At 72.2% G+C, this 14,020-nt stretch carries 12 protein-coding genes and 1 tRNA gene; 9 read left to right on the top strand and 4 right to left on the bottom strand.

The features are described 5' to 3' along the window. Nucleotides 1–49 precede the first annotated feature (49 nt). A complete protein-coding gene (locus FFT21_RS09365) occupies nt 50–1,105 on the top strand; it encodes a sugar ABC transporter substrate-binding protein (RefSeq protein WP_137813384.1) in 1,056 nt (351 codons plus the stop codon). A gap of 39 nt (nt 1,106–1,144) precedes the next feature. Further along, nucleotides 1,145–3,130 (top strand): putative bifunctional diguanylate cyclase/phosphodiesterase, encoded by a 1,986-nt coding sequence (locus FFT21_RS09370; protein ID WP_137813385.1) that lies wholly within the window; start codon nt 1,145–1,147, stop codon nt 3,128–3,130. On the opposite strand, the gene FFT21_RS09375 is transcribed toward FFT21_RS09370, so the two are convergent. Next, nucleotides 3,097–3,771: an endonuclease V gene (locus tag FFT21_RS09375; RefSeq protein WP_371856751.1), complete on the bottom strand. Its 675-nt coding sequence runs from the start codon at nt 3,769–3,771 to the stop codon at nt 3,097–3,099. The two genes, FFT21_RS09370 and FFT21_RS09375, sit on opposite strands and share 34 nt — an antisense overlap. Before the next feature lie 177 nt (nt 3,772–3,948). Here FFT21_RS09375 and FFT21_RS09380 point away from each other — a divergent pair, with 177 nt between their 5' ends. Continuing rightward, nucleotides 3,949–4,737, top strand: a complete 789-nt coding sequence (locus FFT21_RS09380; RefSeq protein WP_225978244.1) for an SGNH/GDSL hydrolase family protein — start codon at nt 3,949–3,951, stop codon at nt 4,735–4,737. Nucleotides 4,738–4,793: 56 nt separating this feature from the next. After that, nucleotides 4,794–5,840 (top strand): ADP-ribosylglycohydrolase family protein, encoded by a 1,047-nt coding sequence (locus FFT21_RS09385; protein WP_225978245.1) that lies wholly within the window; start codon nt 4,794–4,796, stop codon nt 5,838–5,840. A 568-nt stretch (nt 5,841–6,408) separates the two neighbouring features. On the opposite strand, the gene FFT21_RS09390 is transcribed toward FFT21_RS09385, so the two are convergent. After that, a complete protein-coding gene (locus tag FFT21_RS09390) occupies nt 6,409–6,705 on the bottom strand; it encodes a hypothetical protein (protein ID WP_137813386.1) in 297 nt (98 codons plus the stop codon). A 150-nt stretch (nt 6,706–6,855) separates the two neighbouring features. On the opposite strand from FFT21_RS09390, the gene FFT21_RS09395 reads away from it, so the two are divergent. Beyond that, entirely contained in the window at nt 6,856–7,563 is a 708-nt protein-coding gene (locus tag FFT21_RS09395) for a response regulator transcription factor (RefSeq protein ID WP_137813387.1), read from the top strand. Continuing rightward, entirely contained in the window at nt 7,560–9,011 is a 1,452-nt protein-coding gene (locus FFT21_RS09400; protein ID WP_137813388.1) for a sensor histidine kinase, read from the top strand. Before FFT21_RS09395 ends, FFT21_RS09400 begins: the two co-directional genes overlap by 4 nt. A 10-nt stretch (nt 9,012–9,021) precedes the next feature. Here FFT21_RS09400 and mgrA read toward each other — a convergent pair whose 3' ends face one another. Together mgrA and FFT21_RS09410 are read right to left on the bottom strand one after the other, a co-directional pair. Then, entirely contained in the window at nt 9,022–10,050 is a 1,029-nt protein-coding gene (gene mgrA / locus FFT21_RS09405) for an L-glyceraldehyde 3-phosphate reductase (RefSeq protein ID WP_137813389.1), read from the bottom strand. A gap of 172 nt (nt 10,051–10,222) precedes the next feature. Beyond that, nucleotides 10,223–10,295: transfer RNA gene (locus FFT21_RS09410), tRNA-Thr, on the bottom strand. 374 nt (nt 10,296–10,669) lie between these two features. On the opposite strand from FFT21_RS09410, the gene FFT21_RS09415 reads away from it, so the two are divergent. The 3 genes from FFT21_RS09415 to FFT21_RS09425 all read left to right on the top strand — a co-directional run. Beyond that, the gene (locus FFT21_RS09415) at nt 10,670–12,055 is read left to right on the top strand and encodes a threonine/serine exporter family protein (protein WP_137813420.1); all 1,386 of its coding nucleotides are present in this window, start codon (nt 10,670–10,672) and stop codon (nt 12,053–12,055) included. A 220-nt stretch (nt 12,056–12,275) separates the two neighbouring features. Then, the gene (locus FFT21_RS09420; RefSeq protein ID WP_225978246.1) at nt 12,276–13,718 is read left to right on the top strand and encodes an alpha,alpha-trehalose-phosphate synthase (UDP-forming); all 1,443 of its coding nucleotides are present in this window, start codon (nt 12,276–12,278) and stop codon (nt 13,716–13,718) included. A gap of 40 nt (nt 13,719–13,758) precedes the next feature. After that, nucleotides 13,759–14,020: trehalose-phosphatase (locus tag FFT21_RS09425; RefSeq protein ID WP_307722911.1), on the top strand; the 262-nt coding region annotated here is incomplete at its 3' end.

The raw sequence follows: 14,020 nt of genomic DNA on the forward strand, positions 1-14,020 counted from the left end.
CAGCGGGCCACAATGTGATCTCCGACGCCACCTGGGGAAGGAAAGGCGGATGACCCGACCCCTGCTGGCCGTGGCCTGGTCGATCGCGCTCGTCGCCGGCGCCGGCCTGACCGGCTGTTCCGGCCCGGCCACACCCGCGGCGCGGCCCACGATCGGCCTGGTCGTGCAGAACACCGAGGTCGGGTTCGCCAAGCAGTGGAGCGCCGGTTTCCGGGCGGGTGCCCAGCTCGCCGGCGGCGTGGACGCCACGGTGACCGGCCCGCCCACCGATGACGGGGCCATGGAGGTCGACCTGTTCCGGCGGTTGACCGGCACCGCGAAGGCCGGCGTCGCGGTCGCGCCGCTGACGCCGGAACTGCTCGCCGGTTCCGAGGCCGATGCGGTGGACAGCGGGATCCCGGTGGTCGCGGTGTCCACGCCGCCCGCGCCGGGGTCCGGCGTCAAGCTGCTGATCGGCAACGACAGCTACGCGCTCGGCGAGCAACTGGCCGACGAGCTGATCAGGCGGTTACCGCCGAACGCCACCGGAAAGGTCATCCTGGGCAACGTCGCCCCCGGCCTGGCCGGGCAGGACGCCCGGGCCAGGGGGATGCGGGACCGGCTGACCCAGCGGATGCCGAACCTGCGCGTGATGGGTCCGTTCGACACGCAGAAGGCGCGGGCGGCGAACCTGTCCGCCTGGCAGCTTCTGGTCACCGCCAACCCGGACGCCGTCGCGTTCCTGGGCACCGGCGACCTCGACGCGGTCAACCTGGCCAGCATCCGGGCCAGCACCGGGGGCACCTGGCTGGCCGCCGGGTACAGCGTCGACCCAGAGGCGCTGCGCGCGGTCAAGGACGGCCGGCTGTTCGCGGTGGTATCCCCCGACCACTTCCTCACCGCCGCCATCGCCGGATGGCTGCTGGCCGAGCACGCCAGGACCGGCCGGCCGCTGCCGGAGGGCTGGTACGCACAACCCGGCCTGGTGGTGACCTCGGCCAACGTGGACGAGATCAGCTGGCGGGAGTCCTCCGACGCGAACCGGCTGGCCTGGTTCAGACCGCAGCTCGACCGGGCCACCGCCGGCCTCGCCGCGTTCCTCCGGCCGCTCGACCAGGTCAGGTGACGTGCCCACGGCACGGGACTCGGTCCGGGGGATGATGCGATGCTGAGCAGGGCGATCGAGGCACGCGCCACGGCACGGGCGGCGCTGGCCGGGCTGGCCATCGGCCTCATCGCGCTGACCGGGCTGTCGCTCGCTAGCAGCCTGAGCATGGAGCGCACCACGGCCCGGATCGACCAGCTCAACGAGATGAGCGACCGGTGGCTGCAGGTGCTGCAACTCGTCGACCTGGCCGACCACGCGATGACCGACTACCTGCGGTCCTACCGCAGCACCGTCCTGCGCCAGCCGCTCGCCTCGGCGGCCGGCTCGGCACAGGACGGCCTGCGGTGGATGCAGCGGTACGGCGCGCCCGACGACGTCGACACGGCGGTGCGGGTGGGCGGCCTGTACGCCGACTACACGGAGATCCTGCGGAACATCGTCGCCATGGGCGACCGGGGCGACACCGCCCAGGTGAGCATCCAGGCGGACCTGGCCAAGCTGGCGGTTGTCTCGCTGCGCAAGCAACTCTCCGCGATCATCCAGGTCAAGCGCCTGCAGACCAGCCAGTACCTCAGGGAAGCGGACAGCGCCAACCGGGCGCTCCGGTTGGCCATGTTCGGCACGTTCGCGGTCAACCTCGGCCTGGTGGCACTGTGCGGTGCCGTGTTGATCAACTACCGGCGCCGGATCCTGCGCCAGGTGGCGAAGAACGAGCACGAGGCGCTGCACGACGCGCTCACCGGCCTGGCCAACCGGACCCTGCTGGGCCGGCGCACAGCGCACGCCATCGACCAATCCGGGCAGGACGGCAGCCACGTCGGCCTGCTGCTGGTGGACCTCAACCGGTTCAAGGAGGTCAACGACACGCTGGGGCACCTCTGCGGGGACCGGTTGCTGCAGGCGGTGGCCGCGCGGCTGACCGGCGCGGTCCGCGAGAGCGACACCGTGGCGCGGTTGGGCGGCGACGAGTTCGCGGTGCTGCTGCCCGGGCTGGCCTCCGGCGCCGAGGCCACGCGCGCCGCCGACCGGATCGGCCGGGCGCTCGCCGCACCGGTCGAGCTGGACGGGCTGTCCCTGGAGCTGAGCGGCAGCATCGGCGTCGCCGTCCACGCCACCGACGCCACTGACGCCGACGAGTTGCTCAAGCACGCCGACATCGCGATGTACGCGGCCAAGCGCGGCCGGCTGCGGTACGTCCGCTACGAGGCCGGCCTCGACACGCACACCACGGCGGATCTCACCCTGGTCAGTGAGCTGCGGAGGGCGATCGACAACGGGGAGCTGGTGCTGCACTACCAGCCCAAGGCGGTCATGCGGGACGGCACGATCTGCGGCGTCGAGGCGCTGGTGCGCTGGCAGCACCCGCGGCGGGGCCTGCTCGCCCCCGGCGAGTTCGTGCCCGCCGCCGAACGCAGCGGCCTGATCGAACCGCTGACCAGCCGCGTCCTCGGCATGGCGGTCGAGCAGTGCGCCCGGTGGCTGGCCGCCGACCGGCGACTACCGGTGTCGGTCAACGTCGGCGCCCAGTGCCTGCACAACCGGACCTTCCCCGGGCAGGTCAGGCAGGTGCTCGCCGAGCAGGACGTGCCGGCGGACATGCTCACCCTGGAGATCACCGAAAGCGCGATCATCATCGACCCGGTTCGGGCCGGCGAGGTGCTGCAGGAGCTGGAGGAGATCGGTGTGCGGCTGTCCATCGACGACTTCGGCACCGGGTACTCCTCCATCGCCTACCTGCGCAGCCTGCGGGTCCACGAGATGAAGCTGGACCGCGCCTTTGTCACGGACATGTGTTCCGACTACGGCAACAGCGCGATCGTGCGGGCGCTGCTGGATCTGGCCCGCAACTTCGAGCTGCAGGTGGTCGCCGAGGGGGTCGAGGACCGTCGCACCTGGGTGGTGCTGGCCGCCCTGGGCTGCGACCTGGTCCAGGGCTACTACCTGAGCAAACCCCTGCCGCCGGACGAGCTGGACGACTGGCTCGGCCAGGACCGTGCGCATCGGGTCGGTCATTCCGCGCCGAGCAGGCGGCGGGCCACGTAGTCGGCCTGCCGGGTGGTCTCCGGCAGCCGGAACCGCGGGCACAGCCGCAACACCAGGTCGGAGGCCGCGCCGAGGTCGATCCGGTGCCCGACGGACACGAACACCGGCTTCACCCCGTCCTGGGTGCGCAGCGCCCGGCCGACCACCTCGCCGTCGTCCACCAGCGGCGACCAGTCGCCACGCCGTGGCCCGGGCGGCCGGTACCCGACCATGGCCTGCTTGGCCACGCCGACCGTGGGAATCCCGGTGAGCAGCCCGATGTGGCAGGCCAACCCGAACCTCCTGGGGTGGGCCACGCCCTGACCGTCGCAGATCATCACGTCCGGGGTGGTCGCCAGCCGCTCCAGGGCGTCCAGCAGCGCGGGAAGCTCACGGAACGCGAAGACGCCGGAAACGTACGGGAACCGTGCCTCGCCGAGCACCACGGCGGTGTCCACCGGCCGCAGGGTGTCGATGTCCAGCACGACGGCGGCGGCGGCCAGCCGGCCCGACGGCACCGCGTAGGCGACGTCCAGCCCGGCGACCGTGCGCGGCGCGAACCCGGCCGGCGTGCGGGCGTCGACCAGCGGCCGCAGCAGGTCCTGCATCCGCACCGCCTCGTCCACAGTGGACGGCCAGGTAGCTGGTCGGTCAACCCGCACCCACCCAGCCTGCCGGAGCGGCAACCGGTCCGCGCGCCAAGGGCGACGACCGATCGTGCACGGACGGCCGGGTACCGCGCGAGTCACCCGGCGACCGCCGGGCCTACTGGCCAGTAGGCTTCGGTGGCGTAGGTGTCGCGGCGGGAGGCATATTGATCTGTCGGTCGGCAAGGTCACGTGCGCCGGCTTGATGAGGGAGGGGACACCGTGCAGCGCTGGGAGAGCTACGTCGCGATCGGGGACAGCTTCACCGAGGGTCTCAACGACCCGGATCCCGGCGGCGGCTTCCGAGGCTGGGCGGACCGGCTCGCCGAGATGCTGGCCGAGCGGGCACCCGGCTTCCGCTACGCCAACCTGGCCGTCCGGGGCCGGCTGCTGCGCGGCATCGTGGCCGAGCAGGTACCGCTGGCCGTGGAACTGAAGCCGGACCTGGTCACCCTCGCCGCCGGCGGCAACGACATCCTGCGGCCCGGCGGAGACCCGGACACGCTGGCCGAGGTGTTCGAGCAGGCGGTGGTCCAGCTTCGCGATGCGGGCAGCGACGTGGTCGTCTTCACCGGGTTCGACACCCGGGGGACGCCGGTGCTGCAGCGGGTGCGCGGCAAGGTCGCCACCTACAACGGGCACCTGCGGGCGATCGCCGACCGGCACGGCTGCCAGGTGGTGGACCTGTGGTCGATGGACGTGCTGCACCACCCGAGGGCGTGGAGCGAGGACCGGCTGCACCTGTCCGCGGACGGCCACGAGCGGGTGGCGCTGCGGGTCGCCGACGTGCTCGGCCTGCCCGGCGGCGAGGGCTGGGACGCCCCGTGGCCGCCGGTGCCCCGGCAGGACTGGGTCAGCATGCGGCGGGAGGACCTGCGCTGGGCGCGGCAACACTTCGTGCCCTGGCTCGGCCGCCGGCTGCGCGGCCGCTCCTCCGGCGACGGCATCCAGCCCAAGCGCCCGCACCTGCTTCCGCTCTGATTCACCCCGTAGGGTCATCCACTACGTCGGACAGGGACGCAGTGGTGGAGGGGTGCGTGCCGCGAGATCCGTCCACAGTGGTCGACCGGGCCGTGGGCTGCCTGCTCGGCGGTGCGCTCGGCGACGCGCTGGGCGCTCCCGTCGAGTTCGTGCCGCTGGACGGTATCCGGCGCGAGTACGGCCCGAACGGCATCGTCGAGCCGCCCCGCCCGGCGCTGGTGAGCGACGACACGCAGATGACCTTGTTCACCGCCGAGGGCTACCTCAACGCCTGGGTGCGCGGCCACGCCGAAGGGGTGTGGGAGCCGGACCAGGCGGTGTGGCGGGCCTACCGCCGCTGGCTGGCCACCCAGCAACTGGACGGCCCGCCGCAGGGCGCGGCCGGCCTGCTCTCCGAGGAGCGGCTGTACGCCAGCCGGTCACCCGGGCTGACCTGCCTGCGGGCGCTGTCCGCCGACGAGCCGCCGTCGCGGGAATGCCCGCGCAACGACGCCAAGGGCTGCGGCGGCGTGGTGCGCGCCGCCCCGGCCGGGTTCGCACCCAGTTCCGCGATCGCCTACGACCTGGGCTGCCGGTTCGCCGCGCTCACCCACGGCCACCCCGCCGGCTGGGCCCCGGCCGGCGCGCTGGCGCTGCTGGTCCACCTGGTCGCGGTGAAGCGCCGACCGCTGGGCGAGGCCGTGGACCAGGTGATCGGCCGGGTGCTGCGGGACGACGCGGCGACCGGCAGCGCGCTGCTAAACGCCGTGCGGCTGGCCGAGCACGGTGATCCCGGCCCGGACCGGGTGCAGGAGATCGGCCAGGGCTGGCTCGGCTCCGAGGCGCTCGCCATCGGGGTGTACGCGGCGCTGGCGGGCCGTAGGCCCCGCCGGTTCGCGGACGCTCTGCGGCTGGCCGCCAACCACTCCGGGGACAGCGACTCCACGGCGTCGATCACCGGGCAGATCCTCGGCGCACTGCACGGCACCGCGGCGCTGCCCGGGGCCTGGCTGGAACGGCTCGAACTGTGCGACGTGCTCACCGAGGTGGCCACCGACCTCGGATTGTCCACTGTAGACGTCAATTTCGATCATCGCAGGTACGCCCGGCAACCCGTGGTCTGACAGCCCGTTTCCGAACCGGACCGACCCTGCGATGACGAGTATGGGAACGCACCAGGGCGAAGCCCCGCGATCGCGGGGGCGGGGCGCCGGGTCAGGCACGACCGGAGTGCGGGTCCCGATCGCGCCCCGGCGACGCGATCGCGGCGCGCGTTCAGGAACAAGCACGGACATGGCGAGGCCCCGCGCCGTCCGTTCCCGATTACGGACGGGCGGGGCCGCACCCGATCAAGTTGGTCAACAGCAGTTCGGACCTCACCCCGAGCAAGAGGCCCCGAGCTGCTCTTGATCAACGAACGCAGGAACGGGAGCGTTTGGACCAACCCAGCTCTCCCCTTGGTCCGCCGTGCTCCCTGAACTGCGTGGCAAACCTAACAGAGCACGCACCCTTGATCACAACCCGCCCCCCGCGGTGGGTTCGGTCACCGCGGAAGATCACGATCACTCCCGATTTCCGCGCTGTGCAGGGAAAACGCCGCTTCGCAGACACGTCGATCAACAGGGGACGGATAGCACGGACGGATCTTGGTTGCCGGAACTTGTCCTGAATTTCACCCGTTCGGCCCAAGATTCACTGGACGGGTCCGCGGCCGGCAGCAGAATGCCGTCCAGCCCTGGCGAGCGGAGCACCCTCCGGTGCTCGTCCACCGCGTACACCAATCCACGGCAGCCGCGAGATCAGCACCAACTGGCCGACCAGCAGCAGCGCCCCATACAGCCCGGCGAGCCGGCCGAGCGCGGTGAGCGGGGCACCGGGCCGGGACGGCCCGGCCAGCCTGCCGCCGAGTACGAACACGTCGGTGACCCACAGCAGGTTCAGCCACAGCGCGCCGACCAGCCAGCCAGCGGCGTCGGGACGGCGTCGCACGGCGGGAATCGATCGCGCTGGCACGGTCGTCAGGAGCACGTGATCGAGCATGCTGGCGGTTCCTGAGAGCGCACTGGCACGAAGCTGTCGAGTTGCTGTCCGTTGGCCCGGCGCCTCCCACCACGGCGGCGCTGGCGCACCATAGGCTGCGTGCACAGCGAGGACGGCGACCGACCGGTGCGGGTGCTGGTGGTGGACGACGAGCCGCACATCGCGGACCTGGTCGCCACCGTGGCCCGCTACGAGGGCTGGGCAGCGCACAAGGCGCTGACCGGGACCGACGCGCTGGCCGCCGTGGGCAGCTTCGACCCGGACATCGTGGTGCTCGACGTCATGCTGCCCGACCTGGACGGGTTCACCGTGCTGGACCGGCTGCGCGACGCCGGGGTGATGGTGCCGGTGGTGTTCCTCACCGCCAAGGACGGCACCGCCGACCGGGTGGCCGGGCTGACCCGGGGCGGGGACGACTATCTGGTCAAGCCGTTCTCGGTGGAGGAGCTGATGGCTCGGCTGCGCGCGGTGCTGCGGCGCAGCACCGGGGCCACCTGGCGGCGTTCCGTGCTGCGGGTCGCCGACCTGACGCTGGACGAGGACAGCCACGAGGTGCGCCGCGACGGCCAACCGATCTCGCTGACGCCCACCGAGTTCGAGCTGCTGCGCTACCTGATGCGCCGGTCCCCCGCCGTGCTCAGCAAGGCGCAGATCCTCGACCACGTCTGGGACTACGACTTCGGCGGCCGCTCCAACGTGGTGGAACTGGTGGTCTCGCACCTGCGCCGCAAGCTGGACCACGGCCGGGAACCGCTGATCCACACCGTGCGCGGGGTGGGATACGTGCTGCGCAGGGTTTCGACGTGAGGTGGCGGGGGCGGTGGGTCTCGGGGTGGCGGCGGCTGCGGCTGGGCACCCAGATCTCGCTGCTGCTCGGGGTGCTCGCCCTGGTGGTGTTCGGCCTGGTCGGCGTGGCGACGGTGACCAGCATGCGGAGCTACCTGGACCGCCGGCTGGACGACCAGCTCGCCCAGGTGCACGCGGAGGAGTGCCGCGAGGTCACCGCGGGGCCGGGCATCCGGCAGGTACCCAAGGAGTGGCTGGCCGGTGTGCTCGATGTCGGCGCGGACGGCACGGTCACCCCGGAAAGCCGGCAGATCGGCCTGCCGCCCTGGCTGAACGCGACCAACCTGGCGGTCTCGGCCAGCCGGACCGGGTCGCCGGTGCGCGGACCGCTACCCGCGGCCGCCGGGGATGCGCGATACCGCGGCATGGCCAGCGACCTGGGGCCGGGGCGGGTGCTGGTCACGGCGGCTCCGGTGGAGCCGCTGGACGAGACGGTGACCCGGTTGGCCGTGGTGGAGACGGTGACCTTCCTCGCCGCGCTCGCCGTGCTGGTCGGCACCGGCGGCCTGGCGTTGCGCCGGGGGTTGCGACCGCTGGCCGAGGTGGCCGCCACCGCACACGAGATCAGTTCCATCGACCTGACCGGCCGGTCGGCCAAGGTGGGGCTGCGCGCCGGAGGCAGCGGCGGCGGGATCGAGGTCACCGAACTGCGCCAGGCGTTCAACGTGATGCTCGCGCACATCGACTCGTCGCTGGAGGCGCGGCAGCGGGCCGAGGAGCGGCTCCGCCGGTTCGTCGCGGATGCCTCGCACGAGCTGCGCACCCCGCTCACCTCGATCCGCGGCTACGCCGACCTGTTCCGCTACGCGGCGGCCAACGCCCCCGAGGAGCGGGACGCCCACCTAGCCCGCATGCGCGACGAGGCCGAGCGGATGAGCCTGCTGGTGGACGACCTGCTGCTGCTCGCCCGGCTGGACGCGGCGCACCCGGCGGCCGAGGCACCGCTGCGGGCCGAACGGGTCGACCTGGCGGAGATCGTCACCGCGGCGGCGGAGGCGTTCCGCGCCGCCCATCCCGACCACCCGCTCACCGTGACGTCCCCGGGCGACCCGGGGCCGGTCGCGGGCGACCCGATGCGACTGCGCCAGGTGCTGGACAACCTGCTCACCAACGCCGCGGTGCACACCCCGGCGGGCACCGCGGTCGGTGTGGTGCTGCGGGTCGAGCCGGCCGCGGTCGAGTTGGCGGTGACCGACGACGGCCCCGGCATCCCGGCCGAGGCGCAGGCCAGGGTGTTCGACCGGTTCTACCGGGTGGACGACACAAGGGTCCGCTCGGCCACCGGTGGCGGCACCGGGCTCGGTCTCGCCGTGGTGCGGTCGCTGGTTGCCGCGCACGGCGGCACCGTGGAGCTGGCCAGCCGGCCGGGCCGCACCGCGTTCACGGTCCGGCTGCCCCGGCCGTCCTGACCCCCACCGGTCACCCGGAGGACCGGGACGCCGCCCACAGGTCGATGCCGGACTCGACCGCGTGCCGGTCGATCTCGGCGAGCTCGTCGTCGGTGAACGGCGGGGCGCCCAGCGCGGCGACGTTCTCCTCGAGCTGGGCCACCGAGCTGGCCCCGACCAGCGCCGAGGTCACCCGCGGGTCGCGCAGCACCCAGGCCAGCGCCGCCTGCGCCAGGGTCTGCCCCCGCCGGCCTGCGATCTCGTTGAGCGCCCGCACCCGTGCCAGGTTCTGCTCGGTGAGCAGCGACGGGGACAGCGACTTCTGCTGGCTGGCGCGGGAACCGTCGGGAATGCCGCCGAGGTACTTGCCGGTGAGCATGCCCTGGCCGAGCGGGGAGAACGCGATGCAGCCGGCGCCCACCTCGGACAGCGTGTCCAGCAGTTCCGTTTCCACCCAGCGGTTGAGCATCGAGTACGAGGGCTGGTGGATCAGCAGCGGCACCCCGGCCATCCGCAGGATCTCCGCGGCCTCCCTGGTCTTGGTCGGCGAGTAGGACGAGATGCCGACGTACAGCGCCTTCCCCTGGTGCACCGCGGAGACCAGCGCGCCGATGGTCTCCTCCAGGGGAGTGTCCGGGTCGAACCGGTGCGAGTAGAAGATGTCGACGTAGTCCAGGCCCATCCGGCGCAGCGACTGGTCGAGCGAGGCGAGCAGGTACTTGCGCGAGCCCCACTCGCCGTACGGGCCGGGCCACATGTCGTACCCGGCCTTGGTGGAGATCAGCAGCTCGTCGCGGTACGGGGCGAGGTCCTTGGCCAGGATGCGGCCGAAGTTCTCCTCCGCAGACCCGTACGGCGGGCCGTAGTTGTTGGCCAGGTCGAAGTGCGTGATGCCCAGGTCGAACGCCCGCCGCACGATCGACCTGCCGAGCTCGAACGGCCGGTCCCCGCCGAAGTTGTGCCACAGACCGAGCGAGATCGCTGGCAACCTGAGCCCGCTCCGCCCGCACCGCCGGTAGGACATCGCGTCGTACCGGAAGGGGTCGGCGGTGTAGGGCATGGCGCTCCCGATCTGGTGGGCCCAGCTCTCCCGGCCGGCCACGGTACCCCGTCGGGGCCACTACCGGCGGGTGCCGGGTGTTCGCCACGTTCGGCCGAGCGCCCTGCTCCAACAGTGGTCATTTCGAGTGGCGGGGAGGAGATCGGCGGGTGCGGCGCCGCGACCCGGAAGGAGCCGGCGAGGGGACTCGAACCCCTAACCACCCGCTTACAAGGCGGGTGCTCTGCCAGTTGAGCTACGCCGGCGCGCCCCGTGGGCGAGACCCATCGTAAGCGCCCGAACCGCACGCTACCTGCGACGAACGGGCTGCCCTCGGTGTGCTCCCGTTCGTCCGACCGGAGGTCAGGTGCGCCGGCCGGGTGGGTGATGCGGTCACCGACGTCCCTGGCTATCCCCGTTGAGCAGGGCAGACGGTCGACCACGCGCAGTGTGCGCATATCGCCTGTTCCGGGTAGCCCGATCCGGGGTGGCATAAGACACGTCGGCCGGCAGCAACAGTGTGGTCGGCCACGCCGATGCCCCACGGGACAGAAGCTCGGAGGTGAGGATCGTGGTGTTCGCAAGGCGGGCCCCAACAGCGCTGCTGCGTGGTCGGCGTGACCACGTGACCCGGCCGAGCATGACTCGCCCGCCGACTCCTTACGGCACCGCGTACGCCCCTGGCCGGCCCATTTACGGCCCGGAGGTGCCCAGCGAGTCCACTGTGCACCTCGTGCTGGACCTCGCCCTGCGCATCGGTGAGGTGCAGATGGCCAGCGGGGCCGGCGCCGCGGACGTCACCGCGACGGTGATCGCGGTGACCGCGGCATACGGGCTGCGCTGCGAGGTCGATGTGATTTTCACCTCGATTTCGGTGTGCTGCCACCGTGGCTCGCACGCCGCCCCGGTCACCTCGCAGCGAGTGGTCCGCGCCCGCAGCCTCGACTACACCCGTCTGTCCACAGTGGAGGCCCTGGTCCGGAAGATCACCGCGGGCGAGGTCGGCGCCGAGGACGCGCTCGCCGAGCTGGAGCGGGCCACCAACGCGCCTCACCCCTACCCGCGCTGGGTGGCCACCGCCGCGTGGGCGGGCATGGCCGCGGCGGTGACCTTCCTGCTCGGCAGCGGGCCGGCGCTGGGCCTGGTGGCCGCGGCGATCACCGCGGTGATCGACCGGCTCGGCCGGGTGCTCAACCGCAGGGCGGTCCCGTTCTTCTTCCAGCAGGTGGTCGGGGGGTTAGTGGCCACGGGCGCCGCACTCGGGCTGAGCGCCACCGGGCTGCTGCCGGACGTGCAGCCCTCGCTGGTGGTCGCCGCCGGCATCGTGGTGCTGCTGTCCGGGCTGTCCGTGGTCAGCGCGGTGCAGGACGGGATCACTGGATACAACGTCACCGCGGCGGGCCGCACCATGGAGGTGACGCTGGCCTCCGCCGGTCTGGTCGCCGGGGTCGCGCTGGCGCTGCGGGTCGGGACCCAGCTCGGGTTGCACGTCACCGTGCCGAGCGACTTTGTCCCGCTGCCGATCACGTCCCTGCCGGTGCAGGTGTTCGCCGGCGCCGCCGCCACCGCCTGCTTCGCGCTGGCCAGCTACGCCCCGCTGCGCGCGCTGGTGGTGTCCGCCGCCGCGGGCGCGGCGGGCGCCGGCTGCTACGGCGTGCTGCTGCACGTCGGCGCCGGCGGGCTGGTCGCCTCCGCGGTCGCCGCCACGCTGATCGGCCTGTCCGGCGCGCTGATGTCCCGCCGGCTGCGGCTGGCCCCGCTGGTCGTCGCGGTCTCCGGGATCACCCCGCTGCTGCCCGGTCTGACCACCTACCGCGCCATGTACGAGCTCACCGTCGTGAACAACATCAGCGGGCTGTCCAGCTTGTTCCTCGCGCTGGGCATCGCGCTCGCGCTGGCCGCGGGCGTGGTCCTCGGCGAGTTCCTGGCCCAGCCCCTACGCACCGGCATCGGCCGGCTGGAGCGGAAGTTCGCCGGGCCGCGGATGGCCGGCCCGCTGAACCCCGTCGCGCAGCGGCTGGACTGATCGGGGATGACGGGCGGGTGACCGGGCGCGGTCGCCCGCCGGTCCGCCGCCGACCGCCGCGCCGGCGGCGCAACGCCGCTGGTCCGATGCGACGAGCCGGCTCGGACATCCGTGCCGACCAAGTGTGACGGCGGCGACGACGGCACGTGGTCGGCAGGCCACCGCACTAGCCTCGGAGATGCTCCCCACATGTGTCCCATCCACGAGGAGGCGCGCCCAGGTGAGCAGCACCGGACAAGATGGAACGAGCGCCGACTTCATCGTCGTGGCCAACCGGCTGCCGGTGGACTTGGAGCGCCTTCCGGATGGCAGCGTCAACTGGAAGCGCAGCCCAGGTGGCCTGGTCAGCGCGATCGAGCCGTTCCTGCGCTCGCGCAGCGGTGCATGGGTCGGCTGGCCGGGCGTGGCCGGCGAGGAGGTCGACCCCTTCGAGGAGGAGGGCCTCTGGCTGCACCCGGTGACGCTGAGCGCGCGGGAGGTGCAGGAGTACTACGAGGGCTTCTCCAACGCCACGCTGTGGCCGCTGTACCACGACGTGGTCGCGCCGCCGGTGTTCGACCGCGCGTGGTGGGACACCTATGTGCAGGTCAACCGCAGGTTCGCGGACGCGTGCGCGAAGATCGCCGCGGAGGGCGCGGTGGTCTGGGTGCAGGACTACCAGCTCCAACTGGTCCCGGCGATGCTCCGCGAGCAGCGTCCCGATCTGCGCATCGGCTTCTTCCTGCACATCCCGTTTCCGCCGGTCGAGCTTTTCATGCAGCTACCGTGGCGCACCGAGATCATCCGCGGCCTGCTCGGCTCCGACCTGGTCGGCTTCCACCGGCCCGGCGGGGCGCAGAACTTCCTGTGGCTGGCGCGTCGCCTGGTCGGGCTAGAACCGAGCCGCGGCGCGGTCGGCGTGCGCACCCGGCCGGGCGTCGTCCAGGTCGGTGACCGCACCGTCCGGGTCGGCGCGTTCCCGATCTCCATCGACGCGGCCCACCTGGACAGCCTGGCCAGACGCAAGGACGTCCAGCAGCGGGCCAGGGAGATCCGCGCGGACCTCGGCAACCCGCGCAAGTTGATGTTGGGCGTGGACCGGCTGGACTACACCAAGGGCATCGACCTGCGGCTCCGCGCGCTGCACGAGTTGCTCGACGAGGGCAGGGTGCACGCCGAGGACGTGGTCATGGTGCAGCTCGCCACGCCGAGCCGGGAACGCGTCGAGCAGTACCAACTCATGCGCCAGGACATCGAGCGCGAGGTCGGCCGGATCAACGGGGAATTCTCCAGAGTGGGTCACCCGGTGGTGCATTACCTCCATCAGTCGGTCGACAGGAAAGAACTCGTCGCGTTCATGAGCGCCGCCGACGTCATGGTGGTGACTCCGGTCCGAGATGGTATGAACCTCGTCTGCAAGGAGTACGTGGCCTGCCGATACGATCTCGGCGGTGCCCTCGTACTCAGCGAGTTCGCCGGCGCCGCCGCCGAACTCACCAGCGCCTTCCTGGTCAACCCGCACGACCTCGACGGGGTCAAGAACGCGCTGCACGCGGCCCTCACCGTGGACCCGGCCGAGGGGCGACGTAGGATGCGCGCGCTGCGTCGGCAGGTGCTGACGCACGACGTCGACCGTTGGGCACGGTCGTTCCTCGAAGCGCTGGGTGCGCAGCCCGCTTCGTGAAAGCTTTGTCCACAATCCGCCGGAGACCTTGAGGAGAACCGTGACCGCCGAGGCCCTTCCTGCCGAGCTGCGTCGTGCGCTTGTGCGGTTGGCTCGTACGCCGCGGTTGTTGGTGGCGTGTGATTACGACGGGACGTTGGCGCCGATTGTGGCGGATCCGGAGCGGGCGTTGCCGTTGCCGGAGTCGGTGGGGGCGTTGCGGTCGTTGGCGGTGTTGCATGAGACCACGGCGGCGGTGATTTCGGGGCGGGCGTTGCGGGATTTGGCGACGCTGTCGCGGTTGCCGGGGGAGGTGCATCTGG

It is taken from the genome of Gandjariella thermophila (genome assembly GCF_005405885.1).
Classification (GTDB): domain Bacteria; phylum Actinomycetota; class Actinomycetes; order Mycobacteriales; family Pseudonocardiaceae; genus Gandjariella; species Gandjariella thermophila.